Annotated in this window: 20 protein-coding genes and 1 tRNA gene; 3 read left to right on the forward strand and 18 right to left on the reverse strand. The window is 43.5% G+C overall.

Annotated features, from left to right (window positions below; translation table 11 throughout):
- Positions 1 to 105 precede the first annotated feature (105 nt).
- The 4 genes from PGZ10_RS00860 to PGZ10_RS00875 form a co-directional block, all read right to left on the reverse strand.
- Entirely contained in the window at positions 106 to 885 is a 780-nt protein-coding gene (locus PGZ10_RS00860; RefSeq protein WP_270205256.1) for a CPBP family intramembrane glutamic endopeptidase, read from the reverse strand.
- Between the two features lie 19 nt (positions 886 to 904).
- Entirely contained in the window at positions 905 to 2,050 is a 1,146-nt protein-coding gene (locus tag PGZ10_RS00865; protein WP_022219956.1) for an alanyl-tRNA editing protein, read from the reverse strand.
- Positions 2,051 to 2,101: 51 nt separating this feature from the next.
- Positions 2,102 to 3,868, reverse strand: coding sequence for an arginine--tRNA ligase (gene argS / locus PGZ10_RS00870; protein ID WP_118198488.1), 1,767 nt, complete (start codon positions 3,866 to 3,868; stop codon positions 2,102 to 2,104).
- A gap of 127 nt (positions 3,869 to 3,995) precedes the next feature.
- A complete protein-coding gene (locus PGZ10_RS00875; protein ID WP_117834082.1) occupies positions 3,996 to 4,619 on the reverse strand; it encodes a hypothetical protein in 624 nt (207 codons plus the stop codon).
- Between the two features lie 258 nt (positions 4,620 to 4,877).
- Here PGZ10_RS00875 and PGZ10_RS00880 point away from each other — a divergent pair.
- Positions 4,878 to 4,949 (forward strand) — tRNA-Arg (locus PGZ10_RS00880).
- A 198-nt stretch (positions 4,950 to 5,147) separates the two neighbouring features.
- Here the strand turns inward: PGZ10_RS00880 and PGZ10_RS00885 are convergent.
- The 13 genes from PGZ10_RS00885 to PGZ10_RS00945 all read right to left on the reverse strand — a co-directional run bounded on the left by PGZ10_RS00885 (position 5,148) and on the right by PGZ10_RS00945 (position 18,700).
- A complete protein-coding gene (locus PGZ10_RS00885) occupies positions 5,148 to 7,544 on the reverse strand; it encodes an FtsX-like permease family protein (RefSeq protein WP_270540493.1) in 2,397 nt (798 codons plus the stop codon).
- Positions 7,541 to 8,206, reverse strand: coding sequence for an ABC transporter ATP-binding protein (locus PGZ10_RS00890; protein ID WP_117556084.1), 666 nt, complete (start codon positions 8,204 to 8,206; stop codon positions 7,541 to 7,543). Before PGZ10_RS00890 ends, PGZ10_RS00885 begins: the two co-directional genes overlap by 4 nt.
- Positions 8,207 to 8,275: 69 nt before the next feature.
- Entirely contained in the window at positions 8,276 to 9,436 is a 1,161-nt protein-coding gene (locus tag PGZ10_RS00895) for a sensor histidine kinase (RefSeq protein WP_270540494.1), read from the reverse strand.
- Positions 9,423 to 10,136: a response regulator transcription factor gene (locus PGZ10_RS00900; RefSeq protein ID WP_008375063.1), complete on the reverse strand. Its 714-nt coding sequence runs from the start codon at positions 10,134 to 10,136 to the stop codon at positions 9,423 to 9,425. The genes PGZ10_RS00895 and PGZ10_RS00900 overlap by 14 nt, the downstream gene beginning before the upstream one ends.
- Positions 10,137 to 10,483: 347 nt before the next feature.
- Positions 10,484 to 10,861 carry a PBECR2 nuclease fold domain-containing protein gene (locus tag PGZ10_RS00905; RefSeq protein WP_215633968.1) on the reverse strand — a complete coding sequence of 126 codons (378 nt, stop codon included), beginning with the start codon at positions 10,859 to 10,861 and terminating at the stop codon, positions 10,484 to 10,486.
- 15 nt (positions 10,862 to 10,876) lie between these two features.
- Positions 10,877 to 11,710, reverse strand: coding sequence for a DUF5688 family protein (locus PGZ10_RS00910; RefSeq protein WP_008375058.1), 834 nt, complete (start codon positions 11,708 to 11,710; stop codon positions 10,877 to 10,879).
- A 251-nt stretch (positions 11,711 to 11,961) separates the two neighbouring features.
- Positions 11,962 to 12,519 carry an elongation factor P gene (gene efp, locus PGZ10_RS00915; protein ID WP_022220387.1) on the reverse strand — a complete coding sequence of 186 codons (558 nt, stop codon included), beginning with the start codon at positions 12,517 to 12,519 and terminating at the stop codon, positions 11,962 to 11,964.
- A 142-nt stretch (positions 12,520 to 12,661) separates the two neighbouring features.
- The gene (locus PGZ10_RS00920) at positions 12,662 to 13,669 is read right to left on the reverse strand and encodes a TRAP transporter substrate-binding protein (protein ID WP_270540495.1); all 1,008 of its coding nucleotides are present in this window, start codon (positions 13,667 to 13,669) and stop codon (positions 12,662 to 12,664) included.
- An 11-nt stretch (positions 13,670 to 13,680) separates the two neighbouring features.
- On the reverse strand, positions 13,681 to 14,970 hold the full coding sequence (locus tag PGZ10_RS00925) for a TRAP transporter large permease (RefSeq protein ID WP_195231594.1): 1,290 nt from the start codon (positions 14,968 to 14,970) through the stop codon (positions 13,681 to 13,683).
- The gene (locus PGZ10_RS00930; RefSeq protein ID WP_270540496.1) at positions 14,955 to 15,470 is read right to left on the reverse strand and encodes a TRAP transporter small permease; all 516 of its coding nucleotides are present in this window, start codon (positions 15,468 to 15,470) and stop codon (positions 14,955 to 14,957) included. Before PGZ10_RS00930 ends, PGZ10_RS00925 begins: the two co-directional genes overlap by 16 nt.
- Positions 15,471 to 15,751: 281 nt before the next feature.
- Entirely contained in the window at positions 15,752 to 16,516 is a 765-nt protein-coding gene (gene aroD / locus PGZ10_RS00935; protein ID WP_118198373.1) for a type I 3-dehydroquinate dehydratase, read from the reverse strand.
- Positions 16,517 to 16,534: 18 nt separating this feature from the next.
- A complete protein-coding gene (locus PGZ10_RS00940; protein ID WP_270540497.1) occupies positions 16,535 to 17,749 on the reverse strand; it encodes an MFS transporter in 1,215 nt (404 codons plus the stop codon).
- Positions 17,750 to 17,821: 72 nt separating this feature from the next.
- Positions 17,822 to 18,700, reverse strand: coding sequence for a shikimate dehydrogenase (locus PGZ10_RS00945; RefSeq protein WP_008375048.1), 879 nt, complete (start codon positions 18,698 to 18,700; stop codon positions 17,822 to 17,824).
- Positions 18,701 to 18,923: 223 nt separating this feature from the next.
- On the opposite strand from PGZ10_RS00945, the gene PGZ10_RS00950 reads away from it, so the two are divergent.
- A complete protein-coding gene (locus tag PGZ10_RS00950; protein WP_173826471.1) occupies positions 18,924 to 19,808 on the forward strand; it encodes a LysR family transcriptional regulator in 885 nt (294 codons plus the stop codon).
- Here the strand turns inward: PGZ10_RS00950 and PGZ10_RS00955 are convergent.
- Complete coding sequence (locus PGZ10_RS00955) at positions 19,805 to 20,695, reverse strand: LysR family transcriptional regulator (RefSeq protein WP_117556097.1); 891 nt, start codon at positions 20,693 to 20,695, stop codon at positions 19,805 to 19,807. The two genes, PGZ10_RS00950 and PGZ10_RS00955, sit on opposite strands and share 4 nt — an antisense overlap.
- Before the next feature lie 396 nt (positions 20,696 to 21,091).
- Between PGZ10_RS00955 and PGZ10_RS00960 the strand changes: the two genes are divergently transcribed.
- A complete protein-coding gene (locus PGZ10_RS00960; protein WP_055155621.1) occupies positions 21,092 to 23,092 on the forward strand; it encodes an oxidoreductase in 2,001 nt (666 codons plus the stop codon).
- The last annotated feature ends 127 nt before the right edge of the window (positions 23,093 to 23,219 follow it).

The raw sequence follows: 23,219 nt of genomic DNA on the forward strand, positions 1-23,219 counted from the left end.
TGATTTAACACTATACAGCATTTGTCTGCAAAAGTAAACCCCTAATTATACAGAAATCGTCAGATATTATTTATTTCGCGAACTTTTCCAGTATTTTTCAGTTAATTATCGTATTTCCTGTCTTATATTTTTTATTTTTACATAAATTATAACAGTAATCAACGTAGCCAGTACAGTAATTCCAACTGCTTTTCCCTCTGTTCCCAGGATCCATTCAAAGCCTCCATACCACGAAAGCAATAATGACGTAATATTCACAACAATATGGAACAGGACTGGAGCTGCAATATTCCGGAATTTCTCATAAATACCGGCAAGCAGAAATCCAAGTACCATCGCGTAAAGTCCCTGTGGCAGATTACCATGCCCCACTCCAAACAGGATTGACACAAACACACCTGCCTGCATGGCTGTGAGGCTCTCTCTCATCCGCCGATAGATCATGCCCCGATAAACAAGTTCTTCCGCAATCGGAGCCAGCATTCCGGCTCCCACCATCTGAAGCCAGCGTGGCGTACTGTAGATGGTCTGCTCCATGCTCTGGTAAACTCTGCTGATCTTCTGCATATTCATCAACATGACAATATCATTCATTGCCACACATGCAGTCACTGCGCCAAGAAGCATGACAAACCACATTCCGTATCCGGAAGCGGCTTTATATTTCCACCAGGATTCCTGCTCTTTTTCGTAACGTCCCTGATCCTTCCTGTAGATCCACCCAATCATCGGAATCGTAATGATCGAAGATATCGCCCCGATTCCCATGTTGCTGTGCAGACCGCAGGAAAGTGCAAATGTCGCTACTGCGATCTCCACACCCCATTTGATCAGAACCGCACTGAACAAATACCAGATAATTCTCCCTGTTTTCCTGTCTCGCATTCTTCATCTCCGCCTTCTCTTACTCAAAAACTTTTCGGATTGCCTCTTCACTTCCATTTACAGAACCCTGTACCATGACCGGTTTTCCACCGCCTCTTCCGTCAAACTGTTCTTTGAGGATCTTGCTGTACGGGCGCACATCCTCTGTCTCACTGCCGATCACATAACGGTATCCACTCTCTTCGTTTCCTGCAAATACCGCACATACTTCTGTTCCTTTTTTCAGTACAAGGTTCATAAGCTCACGTGGTTCATTCCCACTTAATTTGCTATCAAAAATACAGACCTTTTTCTGTCCCTCCGGAATTTTTTCTGCCTGTGCTTCAAGAATCTGATATCTTGTCTCTGCAAGTTCACTCTTCAGCTGTGTACATTCCTCTTTTACGCGTTCAACTGCTTCAGCAATCAATTCTTCCTTCGCTGAAAGGCTTCCCATGATCGCCTTCACGCTTTCTTCTTTCTGCTGATAATCCTTCAGTGCCCTTCTTCCGCACAGCATAGTAATCCGGATACCGCCTTTATAATTCTGACTCTGCACCAGTTTGATAAGACCGATCTCTCCGGTAAAATACACATGCGGTGCACAACAGGCACACACGTCATATCCCGGTATCGTCACGATACGCACCTGGCCGTCAATCTCTATCTTACTGCGGTAATCCAACGTCTTCAATTTTTCTTTGGACGGATAACTTATCTGAACCGGTACATTTGCAAATACCGCTTCATTTGCCGCATTTTCCACCTCGCGAAGCTCCTCCTTCGTGAGCGGACCACTTAAGTCCAGAGTGCACAGTTCATCATTCAAATGGAATCCCACATTATCATATCCAAAACGTGCATGAACGATTCCCGATACGATATGTTCTCCACTGTGCTGCTGCATCCGTGAAAAACGTTTGTCCCAGTCGATCTGACCGGTCACGGTCTTTCCTTCTTCCAGTTCTCCTTCCAGATAGTGAAAGATCTGTTCTCCTTTTTCCTGTACATCATATACTCTGATCCCGTCAATCACTCCGGTATCTGCTGCCTGTCCACCGCCTTCTGGAAAAAAGGCAGTTCTTGAAAGAACTGCCTCATATCCGTTATCACACGGGCGGCAGGACACAACCTCCGCAGTAAATTCCTGCAGGTGACTGTCTGTGTAAAACAATTTCTCTGTCATATGTCCTCGCCTCTTTATCGTATTGTCATTACTTCTGATGTTTCTGCCTTTTTACATTCTTTCCGGTGCTTCAAATCCAAGCAGATCGATGCAGGTTGTCAAAATGTCTCTTGTCAGTGTAAGAAGGGCAATGTAGCTCTTCTGCTTCTGTTCATCCTCTTCTGCCAGGATCTTTGTCTCATGGTAGAAACGGTTAAATGCATTTGCAAGATCATAAATATATGCGCAGATCTTGTGTGGTGCAAGTTCTTCGTATACATTCTCCATCACACTGCCAAACTTCGCAGCTTCCAGCATCAGAGCCTTTTCGCTCTCACTTGTAGCCGGAAGGATCTTGATATCGTCCATACTCTTTCCTGATTCTTTGTACTTGTTCAGGATTGATTTGATACGAACGATGGTGTACAGGATGTACGGACCTGTATTTCCTTCAAAAGAAGTGAATCTGTCTACATCGAATACATAGTCTTTTGCTGCCTGGTTGGAGAGGTCTCCGTATTTGATTGCAGCCATTCCGACCATCTTCGCTGTTGCTTTTGCCTCTTCTTCCGATACTGTACGGTTCTCTGTGATCTTTTCATACATCTTTTCTGTGATTTCGCGGATCAGGTTCTCAAGACGCATAACGCCCCCTTCTCTGGTCTTGAACGGTTTTCCGTCTTTTCCGTTCATCGTACCAAATCCAAGGAAAGTAAGTTTTGTATCCTCTTTTACAATGCCGGTCTTCTTCGCGCAGCGGAATACCTGTACAAAATGCAGTTCCTGACGTTTGTCAACTACATAGATGACTTCGTTCGGCTGGAACAGTTCTTCACGCTCTACCAGTGTTGCAAGGTCTGTGGTATCATAAAGTGCTGCACCGTCGGACTTCAGGATCATACACGGTGGGATCTCTTTGGTATCGGTCTCTTCTTTGACATCTACCACGAGTGCTCCATTATCAATATGCGCATAGCCTTCCTTCTTCAGTCTTTCCACCATATCCGGGATGTATTTCTGTGCGTCAGATTCCCCTTTCCAGAGGTCAAATTCAACATTCAGGTTCGCATAGTTTTTCTTCAAGTCTGTCACAGACACATTCATAATGTGATCCCAGATTGCACGGTAACCGCGCTTTCCGCTCTGCAGCTGGAAGGTCGCATCCAGTGCTTCTTCTCTGTAATCATCATGCTCTTTTGCATAAGCGGACGCTGCCGGATAGATTTCCTCCAGGTCACTGATGGTAAATGGTGCTTCTTTTGGATATTCTCCGGTGAAATTATCATCAAAATACGGAAGATCCGGCTGGCGTTTCTTCAGTTCTGTGATAATCAGTCCCATCTGATATCCCCAGTCTCCAAGGTGGATATCACCAACCACTTTATTGCCCATAAAACGGGTGATTCTCTTTACGCTTTCTCCGATGATCGCGGAGCGGAGATGTCCGACGTGAAGCGGTTTTGCCACGTTCGGTCCGCCGTAATCAATGACGATTGTCTTTGGATTCTCTACTTCTTCCGCGCCGAGCTTTTCGTCTGCTTCCATCTGGTTCAGATAATCTGCGACTGCTGCCGGGTTGGTCTTCAGGTTGATGAAACCTGGCTTAACTGCTTCTGCTCCGCTGATATATCCGTTCTCCGGAATCTTTGCCACAACTTCTTCTGCGATCATGATCGGTGCTTTGTGGTACTTTTTTGCACCTGCCATCGCACCATTGCACTGATATTCACATAAATCCGGGCGGTTGGAAAGTGTAACACGCGCCAGTTCTTTCTCGTATCCGGCATCTGCAAATGCCTGTTCCATTTCTTCTGTAATCAGATCCAGGATCTTCTTCATAGTATCGATCGTTCCTCTCTTTTTCATCATAAACGTTAGCGCAGACTCTTTGCCTGCGCCGCTTTATTTATTATATCTGAATCCTTATGTAAGCGCAATAGAAAATCGTAATCCGGAGACTGGATTTTCAGTGACTCGCCGCATTTTTCAGATCTTCCACCGCCTGTGCGAGCATTGCATCTGAACCAAGTGCCTGTTCATAATCCGCTTCTACCTGTGCAAACAGCTCCTGCACATCTGTCTGTGCGGAGACTTCTTCAATTATCGTCTGAATCTGCTCGTCAGAGATCTCTGCCTGAATATCGAATTTTCCATCTTTGTCCTTGACCGCATATAAGGTTTCAAGTCCCGGTACTTCAGTGTAAATTCCACGGATCTTCATATTGTACCGTACATACAGGATCCTGCTGCCTTTTGCTTTGCCGTCTTTCGTGTAAATCGCAATCCCATCGTATGCTTCGGCATAGGCTTCTTTTCCGGAAAGTTCCTGATAGTATGCTTCTACTGCACCCGCAAGCTCTTCGTCCCGGTTCTCCAGAAGTGGATTGGTTTCCATCGCTGCGTACCCGGTATTTACTTTTGGCTCTTCTGTAACAACTGCACTTACTTCTTTTACCTCATCTTTTTTCTCTTTCGTAAGAAAAACGGTGACTCCCGCCGTCATAAAGCAGACCAGCAGATACACAAGACCAGTGTAAAAAATCTGCTTCTTTTTGCCTGTAAGGACGGGCATCCTTTTTTCTTCCGACATGGCATTTCCTCCTTTGCCACCTATCATACGCAATGCCCGCTTTTGCGTCAATAGCGAAGGAAGACTTGTTTTGACTGGTTTTGTCGAAGCGATTATTTATTCTTTTTCTGCATTAAAATTGCTTTATGCTGATGCCCACTCTGTGTATCAAATCACTTTCAAATGGTATTTCGGCTGCTATTCTGTTCATCCCGTTTTACTTGTCCTGTTCGAAATTTCTTCTTGATTTTTTTCTGGGCAAGTGCTATATTAGTAAATGTCCTTGTAGCTCAGTGGATAGAGCACCGCCCTCCGGAGGCGGGTGCGTCAGTTCGATTCTGATCAGGGACGTGAAAAGACTGTGAAGCTTTTATGTCTTGACAGTCTTTTTTATTGCCACTAATCCAATTCCCACCTGAATCCGTTCTTTTGCTTCTATACGCTTTGCCTGAATCAGCAGAACACCAATAATGAGCAAGAAAAATCCAGCCTATATTACAGCCATTTCCGGCTGCTTTCAACTAATTTATTCTTTCTTCAAAGCCTCCTCTATATCAGTCGGCAAGCACCCCATAACGTAAGAACTCCAATCACTCCTGCGCATCCCGTCATCCAAAGAACTTCTATCCGATGCATTTTCTTCAGGAACTTTTCTTCCATTCCAAGTGACTGTAAGATTTCCCCTTCTCTTTTTTCTTCCTGCTTCTCCGCAAGAAACATCTGATACAAAACTATGGAAATCAGAATCATGTAAAACACTGCAAAAATGCTGTACATTCCTATAAAGGAATATAATTCCTGACGTATTTTCTTATACTCTTCATGGTTATTCTGCACATTTACAGCTGTTCCCTGTTTTAAAATACTTAGAATATGCCCTTCCGTATCATACGCATCCGCATCATCCGATACCAGAATTTTTACGATCTGATCATATTCCATAATTCTGCTTTTCCCAAATTTCTTCCAAAAATTCTTTCCAACAATCATCGATATACCAGATCCACCTATCTGTGGATTCCGCACATCTTCTTCCTTCATGCCACGTAAAATCGCTGTTACTGGAATCGGATTTTCGTTTCTACTTCCATTCTCATTCAATGTATAAACCGGAAGTTCATCACCAACCTGTACCGTATCTTCTGATATTCCTTGTCCGTCCGGGCTGAATGCACTCAGATATTTTCCGTCATATTCCTGCAACTCTGTAAGATCCAGAATGCAAAAATCTCCCTGTTCAAATTCTTCTTTTGTCAGGCTGCCTTCATCCAGATTTCTCAGAAAACGCTGTATATCCTGCCATCTGTCTATTGTAAGCAAAGACAATCTTACTTTCTCAATAGATATCTTTTCCTTTATTGATGTCTCATTCAGATATGCCACCAATGTTTCGACTACTTTCTGAAAATACTCGCTTTCAACATATTCTGACAGATCAATCCAGAACTCCTCTTTTTCATTGTTATGATATTGTTCTACAGAAGTTACTCCGGCAACCTGTTCCAGTTTATCAACTGTCTGCCTGGAAATTCCCGGAGAATTCGTAATCTCCATTGTACTCAAATAGTATCCATTTCCTGTCAGCCTTTGATATACTTTCAGTTCTTCCTGTCTGGTTGATATTTCCATCTTTCCAAATCCCACGATCAGCAACGCACTTGCCAGAAGAACAATTTCTACACTCTTACGCACACGATGCATCTGCCATTTATGAAGTAAAACTCTTCCCGGCGTGAACCGGACGATCTTCCTGTACTTTCCCCTTCTTTTCTGAACTTTCTTCTTTTTTTCTTTCAGAAGTATGCGAAGCTGTACTGCACTGAGTCCATAACTTGCAGCAATACATAAGATACTGAAGCCAGTTCCAAAAAGGACTCCTTCCCATGCAATCGCCTGTGGTAATGTCTGCTCGGTTATCTTTTCAAAAGCAGGGATAACCAGCTGGTAAATCCCAATCCCTGCAAGATTTCCAACAATAACAGCTCCTGCACCAAACAGAACTGCTTCCCAGAAAATAATCTGGTACATCTGCCCTCTTCTCATTCCAAGTGCATCCAGGAACCTCCAGAACTGTTCTCTTGAGATAATCGAACGCGATACCGTAAGAAACAAGATACAGATCGACGCACCACCAATCAGCAAACGGATATTTTCCAGAAAATCCATATACGGAAGACTTACATCAGAAAGTTTGTCCTGTTCCACATTGTCATTCATGCCGCAGGTAAATTCTTCGCTGTCTTTCAGATCTTTATAAACACTTTCACTGCCTTCTTTCGCTTTTACAAGCATATGCATATCCTGAACAGAGCCGATCCTATTCCCGCCTTCCTGTGTCACAATTCCAGTTGGAAACCGATGCCGGTTGCAGATTTTCCAGTTTATCTGATAATCTTTTAGGATCCCGCATAAAGTATACGAATAGCTTTTTGATTCCCCCTGCTCCAGAATGGAAAGCGCCGGTGTAATATCCAGTGTAATCTCTTTTCCAAGCATCTCCTCATATCCAAGTGAGCGAAGTGTACTGTATTCCAGTACGATCTCATGCTCATTTTCCGGCAGGCGTCCTTCTTTCATTTCCAGTCTGCCAAGCTTCCACGCCGTCTCGTCCATTGTCCCGATATTCATCTGACGGTTTTCCAGATAATCTCCGGCGATCGCCCCATAGATACTTATTTTCCCGGTCTGTGCAAGAAATGGATTCTCTTCTGCTACTTTTACCGAGCTTTCATCCATATCCACAAATACCTGTTCCCACTCCCCATATACTGCTTTACGATTCTCGATATATGCGGCTTTCAGTCCTTCCGACATCTGAAAACCAATCTGAATCAGTATGCAGGTAAGAAGCAGGACTGAGACTATCAGGATACTGTATTTCTTCTGGCTGCGGATTCTTTTTATACTGAGTTCCCGTTCAATTCCATGTCTTTTCTCTCTTTTCATCGCAATGCACCATCTTCCATATACACAATCCTGTCCGCATAATTGGCACTGTCCATATCATGTGTCACCATGACAATTGTCTGACGGTAAAGCTCTCTGGATGCGCAGATCAGTTTCATGATCTCCTGTCCGGTCTGATAGTCCAGATTCCCGGTCGGTTCATCCGCAAGGATCACTCCCGGCTTTGCTGCCATTGCACGGGCAATTGCCACTCTCTGCTGCTCTCCACCAGATAACTGATCCGGATAATCTCCGTTCCTGTCCCATAATCCGACCTTTTCAAGAAGCTGTCGGATATAAGCTTTATCCGGTACCGTATGCGCGATATAAAGCGGCATGCATACATTATCCCAGATCGTATACTCCGGCAGTAACTGATACTGTTGGAAAATAAACCCGATTTTCTTCTGCCGGATCTTGCAGATCTTCTTTTGGGAAAGCCCGTTAATCTGTATTCCATTCAGGAAGACTGCTCCGGTATCTGGCTTTTCCAGTGTTCCTGCAATCTTAAGAAAAGTAGATTTCCCGGATCCGCTTCGTCCCATCACTGCCACAAATTCACCGCTTTTCACTTCAAAAGAAAACTCCTTTAATGCTGTGATTTTCTTTTCACCAAGGGTATAGCTTTTGCTTACCTTGTCCAGTCTGATTACGGTTTTCATCTTCTGCCACCTCCTTCATTTGTTAGTCTTACTATATCAGATCAGTCTTTCGATTCACTTACCCCAATCTTACGAAATCGTAAGATTTATTTCTTCCTGTGCATGATCTTTTGCGATCATCTTCGGCAGTATAAACTGGAAGGTTGTCGCCTCCTCCAAGCCGCTTCGATCCACAACCTTCAGTGTTCCCTGATGGAGCGTGACAATTTCCCTTGCCAAATGCAGACCAATTCCGATTCCACTTCCCTGTTCCATCTGGTAGAAACGGTCAAAAATCAGCTCTCTTTTCTCTTCTTCAATCCGTTTTCCCCGATTGGTGATATACAGCTTATAATAGTCCGTATCTTCTTTCAGCAGAATCTGAATCAGGCTTCCTGTATCTGCATATTCTACGGCATTTTTCAGTACATTTTCCATTGCCTCTTTCAGCCAGAATCCGTCGCAGGAAAGCAGGCATTCTTTTGGAACATCCATTTCAAATCCAACTCCTTTTTCTTCCGCTAAAGGCTGTGTTCTGTCTATACATTCTTCGATCAGTCCGGTCAGATTTTCTTTTTTCCGCTTCATCCAGATTTTCCCGGAATCAATCTGCGCAAGCCTAAGAAGCACGATCGTCATATCGGACATCCATTGCACCTTTTTCACACAGTCTTCCAGCTTCTGATACCGTTTTTCATCCTCTTCTGTCACAAGAAGCACCTCCAGATTCAGAAGTGTTCCCGCAATCGGTGTTTTTAGCTGATGGGAAATATTTTCCATGTAAGTTCCCATTTTCTGCCGGTCACGATGCAGAAATTCTTTTTCTTCCGCCAGCTTTGCTTCCAGTTCCCTGTCTTTTTCTGCCAATTGATTATCCAGTGCTTTTTTCCGTCTTTTCTCCATGTGCAGTTCTGTCAGCAGACCAACAATGCAGATGATGCCGATCGCAGCCACAAACACACCTATTCCGTAACTTCGGATTCTCTTTTCCAGCCAGATTTTTCCTGTCTCTTCATACCCTGACTCTTTCAATGCCTCGCAGCCCTTCTGATATGCTTCTTCATCCGGTTCTGTAAAGGCAGAAACCGTTCTGTCTTTTTCTGTCTGTCCGATCCAGGAAACAACCTGTCTTTCATAATTTTCTGCAAGAATATTCTGGTATCCATAAAAAGCCAGCAATATCAAAAGAAAAATCAGAGTCCATTTTCCCGGTATTCTCCATTTCTCCGTCTTTCTCTCAGATCTCATCATACACATCCTCAGCTTTCAGCGTCCATGCATAACCAACTCCACGCTTTGTCTCAATCGGATCCTGCTCATTTTCTGCAGTCAGCTTCTTTCTCAGCCTGTTCATATGTACAGACAAGGTATTGTCATCGATATAATTTTCATTGAAATCCCAGATCGTGTCCAACAGGAACTCCCTCGCAACAAGATTCGGTGCGTTTGCAAGAAGGCTGCACAGAATCTGATATTCGGTCCTTGTAAGATCGATTCGGACACCATCCTTCTGCAAAATCTGCTTCTGCAAATCCAGTTCATATTCTCCGCTTTTGATTCCTTTTTTCACTTTCTTGCCGTTTTGCATACCGGTACGTCGCAGCAAAGCCTTGATTCTCGCAATAAATTCAAATGTACGGAAAGGCTTGATCACATAGTCATTTGCTCCCGCTTCAAATCCTTCTACGATAAATTCTTCACTGTCATAGGCTGATAAGAAAAGAATGGGATTGTCTGTATATCTGCGGATCTCCCTGCAGAGCATGATTCCGTTCCCGTCTGGCAGCTTCATATCCAGTACATACAGCATATATTCTTCTCCTCGAATCCTTACGAGTGCTTCGCTACAAGACTTCGCTGCAACCGCATTCCATCCCTTTAGTTCCAGGATGTCTACGATTCCCTGTCTTACCAGGTCGTCATCTTCAATTACTAAAATTTCTGTGTTCATGCTCGGAATTCCTTTCTTTATTTCTATTGTATGATTACGTAAGCTGACTCCTACTTGATTCGTATACTTTGTACACCATCTCGCTTAACAGCCAGGTGATGTACATTCGCAAAATACAGATTCTTGTGCAAGCACAAATCTGCACTTGGCTCATCGTATACACAAAAAGGTGCCGCAAACCTGCGACACCTCTTTAAGTCTTCTTCAAATGATTATCCAGCAGGCGTGCGCTTCTCCTGCATCTCTCAGGTTTCCCCTGTCTATACCATCGGCGTGTGGATCGCACGAAATCTTCCACCTTAGATAATCATATGAATGAATTTTTCTCTACATTCAGTATATCAATATTATTCTCTTTTGTAAAGAATTTTCTTGTTGCGCAGCAGCCTGTTCCATTCCTTATCATCTATTTTCATAAATGTGATAATTGAATTTTTGTAGTCCAGATTATCCTTTGATGTAATCAAACGTAAAACCATTTTAAATACTTCTTTAACGTCCTTAATTTCTTTTAGTATCAACGCTGTATTGGGTTTCTTCGCTTCAATTATATAATCCGAATCCCGTATTATCTCGTCAAAGTATGTAGAAAAAAGTTCATAATCATTGGGATGTCTTTCCCGAATATGCATAATCTGCACAACAGTTATAATAACTTCATCTGTTACTATATCCTCTGCTATACAATGGTATATTTCCCTGTCAATTTTCCCTACTCTATACACGTTTATAATCTATCCCTACTTCGCCACGATCCGAATCTCCTCCCCATCAAAGTAATACACGGAATCCGAAAGCACTTCCTCCGGTGCCACTCCGGTCTGATTGATCTCTTTTACCATTTCCTGCATCCGCTCCGGCTCCAGTCCAAAGCTTTCCGGCACCAGTATCACTTCATGGATACTGCTTGGCAGGATATAGAAATCCCCTCTGATCATCCCCCTGACCTTTTCCCGGAAATCCGGATACCGCATCACTGCTGCCCCCAGACTGCACTGTTCGTTCGTCGCCACATACATAAAGCGCACAATCTGCCGGATCTGCACCGGATAGATCCGCGGTGTATTCTTCTCGGCAAGACGGCGGATTTCTTCCTTTTCCACACGCCAGTACCGCAGATGCTCGTTGCGGATCTGGATCGCCGCCGAGCCAAAGCGTGTGTTGTCTATCTGGATATAATAGACCACTGCCAGATCCAGGAACGGCTCATAAGGAATCTGCTTTAACAGTTCTTCGTTGGCATCCCGCCGGATCAGTTTGTACACGATATGCTCTTTTACATGATTAAAATCAAACAGATTCTGACAATCACAGGTCTTCTTCACCCGTATCTCCTGATAAATACTACAAATGGAATCTGCCAGATCCGGTACCTGCTGCCCCTTCAGGTACTTCTGGTAAAATTCCTCCAGATAGATCGTCGGTGCAAGGTTGCTGTCCTCCTGCTTAAAAAGAATCCCTGTTCTTCTGGTTCCATTATTCTTCGTCACGGTGTACAACTCCGTCCTCACCTGCGCATCTACCTGTCCTCTGATCTCGCATAACATAGCATTCATAAATTCTGTATAATTCATCCGTTCTCCTTCCAGAAAGCCATGCGCCGCAAAGAACCTTTTCTGCCATCTTAAGGCAGTTTATGATTTGAATATCACCTGCATTCAAGCAGGTGTGTACTGCCAATTATATCTGCCCTTTTTTCAGATTACAAGAACATTCTTTTCCCCTCCAAAATGGTATTGACATGCAAAAAAGCCGAGAGCATGAGGACTTGCCTCTGCTTTCGGCTTTTATCTCTGTCTTAATTTTGTGAATTATGACGAAAGGATTATGCTCTTGAGCTGTACTCTCCTGTACGGGTATCAATTTTAATCTTGTCACCCTGGTTAACGAAAAGCGGTACAAGAACACTTGCTCCGGTCTCAACGATAGCCGGTTTGGTAGCACCTGTAGCTGTATCACCTTTTACTCCCGGCTCTGTCTCTGTAACTTCAAGTTCCACACTGATCGGCGGCTCTACTGAGAATACGTTACCTTCATGTGAACATACTTTAACCATCTCGTTCTCTTTTACAAACTTGAGGGAATCTCCTACTGTATCTCCATCAACTGCGATCTGGTCGAATGTCTCAACATCCATAAAGTGATAGAGTTCACCATCAGAATACAGATACTGCATATCTTTTCTGTCGATATGAGCGGTATCGAATTTCTCTGTCGGACGGAAAGTCTTTTCTACTACACCACCACTGATGATGTTTTTAAGTTTTGTTCTAACGAAAGCTGCTCCCTTTCCCGGTTTTACATGCTGGAATTCCAGAATCTGATAAATGTTACCTTCGATCAGTACTGTAAGACCATTTCTAAAATCGCCTGCTGAAATCATTGTAATATCCTCCTTATATATGCCCTGGGGCATTCCTTTTACTTTTTATATACATTACTTATAATTCTATAATAAAAAACTCTATTTTTCAACAAAAAATTTCAATCAATTACAGATTTCCCTGATTTTCCGTATTTTTTTGCTATTTCATATAGGCATTATAGAGTTTTTTATCCACATTTTTCTCGATTTCATCGTAAACCGGCTGCACTGCCTCACGGATTTCCGCTCTCAGTTCATCACTAAGTGTAACAATCTGTGTTCCACTGTCCTCAATTACTTTGATCTTGTCTGCAATCCGGTCATCCGATGCCTGGCGAGCCTCTTCTTTGGCGATCTCAGCAGCTTCTACAAGGATTGCCTGCTTATCTTCCGGCAGATCCTGAAAAAATTCATCACTGACGATCAGAGAGATCAGATGCGGCAGGTGATTGGTTTCCACCACATAATCCTGCTGTTCATAAAGCTTGTTGGATACGATAACCTCGTATGGATTCTCCTGGGCATCAATGGTTCCCTGCTGCAGCCCAATATACACCTCACTGAAACTCATCGGTGTCGGAGATGCTTTCAGTTTTTTCCAGAAATCCATATGGTGGGAATTCTCCATGGTACGGATCTTCTGTCCTTTAAAATCAGCCAATGATTCGACCTTTTTGTTCGTTGACATGACACGGAAGCCCTGGTCTGCATAGCCAAGGAGCTTATACCCGCCATTCTCATAGACATCCTCCAGAAGCCCATAGAACTCCGGATCATCTACCTTTTCACGTACTTCATCAATCGTACTGAATCGGCACGGAATATCAAACACCGCAAGGTCCGGCATGAAGGTTACCTGCGGTGCGGTATTTTGGATCACAAACGGAATGTCCCCATCCTTACAGCTCTCCAGGAGCTCCCTGTCCCCTCCGATCGTACCGTTCGGATAGACCTGGATCTTCATCTTGCCATCACTTAATTCTTCTACTTCTTCCGCAAATTTTTCTGCATAGATCTGTGTTACGGTATCCTCCGGACTTGCCGTTGCAAGCGGCCATGCATATCGCTGTACTTCATCATCCGCAACCGTCTTTTTCTGACACCCCGCACTGAGTGCAAGTGCCGCACACATTCCTGCCGCTACCGTCATTCTTACTGCTTTCTTCATGCTGCTACCTCCTATATCAGTGCCAGGCTGATCGCCGGGATAAATGTAATTAACAAAAGTGCAACAAGGAAGTAGCCGATCATTGGCATCGCATGTTTGGAAATGCGCATGATCGGGATATCTGTAAGCGAGCTTGCCACAAACAGATTGACTCCGATCGGCGGTGTTACAAATCCGATTGCAAGGTTGACAACCATCATGATTCCAAAGTGGATCGGATTCATGCCGACTGCTGTTACGATCGGCAGAAGGATCGGTGTCAGGATCAGGATTGCCGGTGTGGTATCCATGACCATTCCCACGATCAGAAGGAATACATTGATCACCAGAAGCAGGACGATCTTATTGGTAAAATGCGTCAGGATCCAGGTACTTACCATCTGTGGGATCTGCATCAGAGTCAGAACTCTTGAAAATGCAATCGATGCTGCAAGGATAAACATGATCGGTGCATAGGTGCGCACGCCTTCCACCAGTGCCGGCCAGATATCTTTAAACGTCATCGTCTTATAAATAAACAGGCTGACGATCAGTGCGTAAAACACCGAAATGACTGCCGCTTCTGTCGGCGATGCGATTCCGGAATAGATGCATCCCAGAATGATAACCGGACTCAAAAGTGCCCAGAAGCTTTCTTTTAAAACCTTCAGAAGTCCTTTCTCATGAAGTTCCCCGACTACTTTCCGGATCTTTTCTTTGTCCTCTCCATTCTTTTTACAGTAATAAACTGCATAAACCATCAGAAGTCCGCCGATCAGAAGTCCCGGAATGATCCCTGCGATAAACAGGTCACTTACTGATTCACCGGAAGCACTTCCGAACATGATAAACGGAATACTTGGTGGAATAATAACTCCAAGACCACCTGCCACGGCTACGATCGCCGCGGAAAAATCCTTATCGTATCCAAGCTCGATCAGAATCGGGATCGTCATACTTCCGACTGCTGCAACCGTCGCCGGTCCGGAGCCTGAGATTGCACCATAAAACAGACAGGTTACAATGACCGCGCACGGCAGACCCGCTGTCAGATTTCCAAGAAAATAGGAAAATACATCAAATAATTTTTTGGAAATGCCTCCTCTTGCCATGATGATTCCGGAAAGTACGAACATCGGAACCGCAAGGAGTGGAAAGCTGTCAATTCCTCCCAGCATAGAACGGATCACAAACTGTCCGCTGGCTGTGAAGGATGGATCAAAAGCACCCGGAAGGACCGATGCGATCGTAAGCGCGATCGATACCGGAATGGCAATGATCAGACAGATTACAAATAAGATAAATACTACTGCTGCCGGCATGCTTTTTCTCCTTTCTCATCTTTTTCTCTTACTACTTTTAATTCTGCAAACCATCGCTGGATAATACGGATCGCTACCAGGATAAAACTTGCAAGCGGTGCTGCCTGCACATAATACATCGGGATGTGACACGCCGGACTTACCTGTCCGCTCTCTACTGCTGACATCATATACTTAAACGCAAACGGTATCAGATAAAGAAATACCATCAGTTCAAAGGTATGGTTAACCAGTTTAAAAAGTGCCTTCCCTCTTCGTGGGAAAATTGACACAAACTGTTCGATCTTAATGGAAATACATTTTTTTGTGCAATAGCTGACGCTCAAAAATCCCGACCATACAAACAGGTAACGGGTAATCTCCTCCGACCAGGACGGCGCTGAGCCGAGTACATATCTGGAAAACACCTGGATCCCCATGATCACTGTCATCAGAATCAGGATTATCACCATAATAAATTCTTCCAGATAGTTATCCAGCCAGATTACTGTTTTCTTCATTCGCATTTGCCCTCCCTTCATATAATCATACAAAAATGATATCAATTACCGAAGAATTTGTCTATTTTTTCTATTTGCTTTTATCTCTTTAAATAGCAAAATTTTCTACAATTTTTCATTTTCAGAAATCGGTTCGTTTTTTTACAAAACCAGAATATGATAAAGGCCCGCAATCCACCGGAATCCCCGGTATGACTGCGGGTCTTTATCCTGCCTTTTTCACTCTTCATTCAGGTTAAACATAACGGATCCGCCACAGGACTTCTCCGGATGTTTCTTCACTAGATGCTCTTATCGATCAGAGTCAGGATTTCTCTTAAATCTGATGCATTCATCTGTCCAGGTGCAGAAGCTTTTCCTACTGCCCCGAAAGTAAGTGCTGAACCAAATACTTCACCGCACAGGCGACTGATCAGTCCGGTACCTGCCATAGACATTGTAATGATCGGACGGTCTGCATGTTCTTCTGCCATTTCACGTGTTGCTTCAAGAAGTGTAAGTACATCCTTTTTGCACTGTGGCATTACTGCAATTTTCGGGATATCTGCGCCGAGTTCCTGCATTTTCACAAGGCGTCCTACGATATCGTCTTTGTCCGGTGTCTTATCGAAGTCATGGTTGGATGCAACGACTTTTACGCCGTGTGCATGCGCGCCTTCGATGATATCTTTTACAACTTCGTCCCCTGTAAATGCTTCTACATCCACAAGGTCAACCAGTCCTGTTGCTGCTGCTTTCTTGTTCAGCTCTGCATATGCGTCAGCTTCGATTGCTTTTTCGCCGCCTTCTTTGGAAGTACGGAATGTGAAAAGAATCGGAGTTTCGCCAAGTGCCGGACGAAGGTCTTTTAATACATCTTCAACCTGTGCAAAGTCAAATACACCTTCGAACCAGTCTACACGCCATTCTACAACATCAAGCGCAACATTCTCAAAAGATCTTGCTGCTGCAAGAATTTCTTCTTTTGTCTTTCCGACGATCGGTACACAGATTTTCGGTACTCCTTCACCGATCTTAACGCCACGAACTTCTACATATTTACTCATGTCTGTTTTCTCCTTTTTCTAGTTGTCAGCCTGAGCCTGTTCTACCATCTTAGTATAACGTAAGTTTACAAATAATCCAAGAAGGACTCCAACTGCTGTAAGAACGATATTCATAACCATAACCTGTGACGGCTGCATTTTGGATGCTGCTGTAAGGATGGTGTAGTTACACAGGGAAGATGCGATCATAACAAGTGCTGTTACAGTTCCTTTGATCTTCGGGAAAAGCATGTTGCATACAGAAGTTGCGATCTGAAGAAGTCCGCCTGCTCCTGCCCATCCGATCAGGAATGCACCTGCAATCATAAGTGTCTGGCTCTTTCCACCCAGAACAGCGATCATTGTTACAAGACAGATTACCGGGTATCCCAGGATAAATCTTACGTCTTTGATCTTTCTTGTTAAAAGTGCAGTTACAACGAGTGCAAGCATTGTTCCTGCTGAATAGTATGTCTGCATGATGGACGGATCAGCCCAGCCAACATTCTCTTTTGCAAAGTTCTGTGCACAGTTCAGCCATAACTGGAAGGTACCTGTACATGTGAATCCGATCAGGATCATTGCGATGGATTCTACAGAGAAATGGGTATGCTTTAAGCTGTCGATCAGGCCTTCTTTCTTTCCCGCTGCTTTCTGATCTGTATCCGGGAGTGGGAAGATCATAACCAGTACCAGAAGTACAAGATAAGCGATTCCACATGCATAGAACAGTGTGTTGTAAGAGGTTGCTCCTGTTGCTGTTGTAGCGACAGTTACACCAAGTACGAACGGTAAAAGCATCTGCGATACAGAAATAAAGAATTTGATCCCCATAGTTGCAACGCCCGGTGCTTTGTAAATGATTTCTGAAACAGCCGGGTAAATTCCTGTATCCAGGAAAGAGTTTGCGATACCACCAACGATTGCACAGATATATGCGATCTGGTATCCGCCATTTGTTCCTGCATTAAATGCAAGTGCAAGTCCGATCAGGTAGATTGCATAGGATCCGCTACCGATCGCTGTTGAAATACGACGTCCGAGTTTGTCAGAAAGCGGTCCGGCGAACGGAAGCGCGATCAGACGTCCAAGTCCGAGTGCTGCTGAAATTGCAGTGATTGCCATAACTTCTACGCCCCAGGAAGCGGCAAGTGCTTCCTTGATGACTGCCTGTCCAAGGATGGAACATCCGACACCATGGATAAAGTAGTTTAAATAAAGGATCAGGGCGCTGGGTATGTATTTCTTATTCATCTCTTTTCCTCACATTCCTGTTTTTCAAATTTTTTCGATTTCTTCTTAAATTCAATACAAGCCTGCCGGGTATTAATCATCGTATCTGATGTTTAATACTTCTTTCATGTGTTCGATCGGCATTTCTTTTCCTGTCCAGAGTTTGAATGCTGCTGCTCCCTGGAATAACATCATTCCAAGACCGTTCATTGTCTTACATCCAACTTCTTTTGCCATAGAACGCATCTTTGTTTCCAGTGGTGAGTAAGGAACATCAATAACAATAAGTTCCGGACGGAAGAATGATTTATCCGGTACAACTGACATTCCTTCCAGTGGTTTCATACCAACACCTGTTCCGTTTACGAAGATGTATGAATCGTTCATTTCTTCTCTTAATTTTTCTTTGTCATCCAGATCGTAAAGAGTAGCTTTGCAGTTTGTCTTTTCATTGATCTTTCTTACTGTTTCTTCAGCGTTTGCCCAGAATTTATCATGAATATTGAAAATAGAGATTTCTTTTACGCCGTCAAGTGCAGCCTGGATTTCAATTGCTGTAGCAGCTCCGCCTGCGCCTGCGATTGTCATCTTCTTTCCGATTACATCGATATCGTTATCTTTTAATGCCTGCATGAATCCGATACCGTCTGTGATGTGTCCTGTTAAAACACCATCTTCATTTACGATTGTGTTAACTGCTCCACAAAGCTCTGCTGCCGGAGATAATTTGTCCAGATACTGTCCAACAACTGTTTTATTTGGCATAGACACGTTAGATCCTACCATTTTCAGAGCACGAAGTCCTTTTACTGCATCTTCCAGTGTGCTGTTGTCAACTTCAAATGCAAGGTAAGCATAATCCAGTCCAAGGTAAGCAAATGCTTCATTATGCATTGCCGGTGAGCTTGAATGTCTGATTGGATAAGCCATAAGTCCAATAAGTTCTGTGTGTCCTGTAATTCTCTCTGCCATGATTTGTTCTCCTTTTCTTCTTCCATCGAAATTTATTTCTTTGTTCTTTGAGAATGTTTTTAACGTTTGCCCAATTTTTGTTAATTTTTAAACAACCTCTTGATAGTTAAATTATAGACGATATCATTTGATAGTTCAAATACATCTTATGTGTGCTTTTGATAGCTTTTTGGCATCAGTTATGGTATGATTATTTTATATAATATAGAAAGGATTTTTTACCATGACGCTAAATCAGCTTGAATATTTCCAAAAAGTAGCAACACTGCAGCATTTTCGGCAGGCTGCAGAATTACTTAAGATCTCCCAGCCAAGCCTCAGCCGGTCCATGTCGCTTCTGGAAGAAGAACTTGGACTGATGCTTTTTGAACATCAGGGACGCAATGTTGTCCTCACCAAATCCGGCCGCGTCTTCCTGGAACATGTCAACCGGATCCTCGAGGAGGTACATATTGCCGAGCATAAGATGAAGCAGCTTGCCGGAAGCGGCGGACATATTGATATCGCCTATGTATTTCCGCTGGCAAACTACTATATTCCGCATACAGTGCGATCCTTCCTGGATATAGACCGCAACAAGCATGTAACCTTCAATTTTAACCAAACGCACACTGCAGATATGATCCAGGGGCTCAAATCCGACCGCCACGATGTGATCTTTGGTTCTTTCGTTGCGGATGAACCGGATATTTCCTTTGTACCCATTCTGAACCAGAATATGGTTGTAATTACTCCAAAAGAACATCCTCTTGTCCAGAAAGAATCCGTCTGTTGCAGTGACCTTACCGACTATCCTCTGATCGGGTATGACCGCTATTCCGGACTCGGTGGCTTCACCCGTAACTTCTATAAAGAAAAGAAGCTGAAGGTAAACATCATCTGTGAGTGTCCGGATGAAAACGCAATTGCTGCCCTGGTTGCCGAAGATTTCGGAATCGCCCTTGTTGCCAGGGTCGATGCGGTTGATCAGGCAAATGTAACCGTACTCCCGCTTGCTGATGCAGACCTTACCCACACCGTTTATATGGGATACATCCGCGACAAATACCAGATTCCCGCTGTCAAACGTTTCATCCAGTTTGTCAAAAGAGATGGGAAGGCCTATTAAAGTGCCTTCCCATTGCTTTCTTTTACATATTCAATAAATTCTTTTACAACCGGCGCCAGATATTTTTCCTTCAGCTTCGCCAGATATATATAACGTTCATATGGTGGATTCTCAATATCCAGTACATCTACATTCAGATTTTTAAGTATAGGAATCTCCGGCATTACCGCAATTCCAAAATTTTCTGCCACAAGACCTGCCATCGATGCATCTTCCAGAATCTCATATGCTATCTTCGGCGTCCCTCCGGTTTGTTCAAACAACTGGTCGATCACCGGTCTGAGTCCGCTGTTCTTGGTGAAATATACCTGGGGATAAGGAAGTGTTTCCTTCAGATCAACAGATCCTCTTCCGGCAAGCTCATGGTCTCTTGGAACAACAACAACCAATTTTTCCTTAGCGATCGGTACAAAATCAATCCCGGATTCTTTTTCTTTTCGCGAGCAGAAAGCGATGTCATACTTCTCCTCTTTCAACCCCTGTATGATCTCTGTCGTATTTCCGACAGAAAAACGGAAATTCACATCCCAGTCTTCGTGTTCCTTCAAAAAACCGCCTACAAGCTGTGGAACAAATACACTTCCAAGCGTAAAAATATATGCGAGATCAATCACCCCGCCGGTGTCACTTGTCAACGCCCTTGTCTTTTTTACACCACTGTCCAAAATCTTTAAAGCTTCTTCTACATATTCCAGAAATACTTTTCCGTACTTTGTCAGTACAACGTTACGCCCTCTTTTTTCAAACAGGTTTGTCTCAAGCTCCTGCTCCAGCATACTGATGGCATGGCTGAGACTTGGCTGCGTAATGGACAGCATTTCCGCCGCTCTGGTATAGTGTTCTATATGTGCTAGTGTCACAAAGTAATGCAACTGATTCAGATTCATAAAACCATCACCCTCTTTCCTGTTCTTATATTAAACATAGCATAAATTATTTAATTATTCTATAGTTTTGTTTAAATTGTCTATCTTTTTCCACTTCCTGTCTTCCTGGTATAATTCTATTTTTATCTTTTTCGCCGTTTCAATAGTTATATTCTATTATTTTTCTATGTATTTTCAATTTGTATTTTTCAGTTTTTTGTGGTTATAATGGATTTAACAAAAACCGGTACGCCCAAGCCGGTATAAGACAACCTCGCGTAACTAAGATTTTTTGGGGATTGCAGGAATTGCATAGCAATGGAGCAATCCGATTACATCAGTGAGTGGCAAAATTTACTTTTGACACTCACATCATTTTATTTTGATTATTAAGTCATTTTTACGGAGGAATTTCTAATGAAAAGCAAATACAAACACATTTTCGAGCCATTTACCATCAAACATATGACGGTCAAGAACCGTATCGTCATGACTCCAATGGGAACCAACTACGGTGAACAGAATGGTGAAATGAGTTTTCTTCATATCAATTATTACGAGCAGCGTGCAAAAGGCGGTACAGGACTTCTCATCGTAGAGAACGCCAGCGTTGATTCTCCACAGGGATCTAACGGAACCACACAGCTTCGTATCGATCAGGATAACTACATTCCAAGACTTTTCAAACTTTGCGAAACAGTACACAAACATGGATCCTGCATTGCAATCCAGATCAATCATGCCGGTGCTTCTGCACAGTCAGCACGTATCAATATGCAGCCGGTTTCTGCTTCTGATGTTCCTTCAAAAGCAGGCGGTGAAATCCCGCGTCCACTGGAAAAAGATGAAATCATGCATATTGTTAAAAAATACGGTGAAGCCGCAAAACGTGCTCAGATCGCAGGGTTTGACGCTGTAGAAATCCACGCAGGACATTCTTACCTTATAAGCCAGTTCCTTTCACCTCTTACAAATAAGAGAACAGACGAATTCGGCGGATCTTTGGAAAACCGTGCAAGACTTGCAAAACTTGTTATTGAAGAAGTTAGAAGACAGGTTGGACCATTCTTCCCTATCTTTGTTCGTATCAGTGCGGATGAATTTATGGAAGGCGGAAATACTTTGGATGACTGTCTTGATTACCTGCAGTACTTCCAGGAAGAAGTTGACGTATTCGACGTATCTGCCGGTCTGAACGGATCCATCCAGTACCAGATTGATGCCAACTACCTTCCGGATGGATGGCGTTCTTATATGGCAAAAGCTGTAAAAGAACGTTACGGCAAACCATGTATGACAATGGGTAACATCCGTAACCCACAGGTTGCTGAAGATATTCTTGCAAGAGGCGATGCTGACCTGATCGGTATGGGACGTGGACTGATCGCTGATCCGGAATGGGTAAATAAAGTAGAATTCGGTGATGAATGTGATATCCGTAAATGTATTTCTTGTAACATCGGATGTGCAGGACACCGTATCGGAATCAACCGTCCGATCCGTTGTACTGTTAACCCGTCTGTAAATGGCGGTGAAGATTACAAAAAGCAGAAAATCAACAAGCCTTGCAACGTTGTTGTGATCGGTGGTGGTACTGCCGGACTGGAAGCTGCATGTACAGCTGCCGAGGTTGGATGCACTACTTTCCTAATCGAGAAGAAACCGGAACTCGGCGGACTTGCCGCCCTGATCTCCAAGATCCCGGATAAGAAGAGACTTGCTGACTTCCCGAACTATCTGATCCATCGCGCAAGCAAGCTGAAAAACCTGTTCATCTTCAAGAACACGGAAGCTACGATTGAAATGATCAGAAGCATGAACCCGAACATTATTGTAAATGCTACCGGTTCTAATCCGCTCCTTCCACCGATCAAGGGTCTTCATGAGAATATTGACAAAGAGGGCGGAAAAGTTTCTTCTATTACAAATATGATCAACCATGTTATGGAATATCCAGAAGATCTGAAAGGTAAAAAAGTCGTTGTTATCGGTGGCGGTGCCGTAGGTCTTGACGTAGTAGAATTCTTTGCTCCACGTGGCGCTGATGTAAGCATTGTGGAAATGATGCCGGTAATCGGTAACGGAATTGATCCGGTATCCAAAGTCGGAACCTTTGCACTGATGGATAAATATGGTGTAAAACAGTGTCCGAATACTGCTCTTCTTGAAGTTAAAGCAGATTCCTTCCTTGTTAAAACGCCAGAAGGAAATGAAGAAGAAATGCTATTTGATTATGGATTTGTATGTCTTGGTATGAGAGCAAACGCTCCGATCCTCGATGCAGTCCGTAAAGAATTCGAAGATGAAGATGTTGAAATCATGAACATCGGTGACAGTGTACGTGCCCGCCGTATCATCGAAGGTACAGAAGAAGGACGTAACATCCTGAATGTTCTTGCCAAACATGACTACTTATAAGATTTTGTAAATATAGTATCCCCCCTGATGTCCCCTGGTTCTCGTTATGAGAACCGGGGGATTTCTATTTACTTTACTAAAAAGAATGTGCCTTGGCACATTTTCGCGCCAAGCGCAGTCGCTTGCG

It is taken from the genome of Coprococcus sp. AF102-57 (genome assembly GCF_027686195.1).
In the GTDB taxonomy this organism is placed as follows: Bacteria; Bacillota; Clostridia; order Lachnospirales; family Lachnospiraceae; genus Allocoprococcus; species Allocoprococcus comes.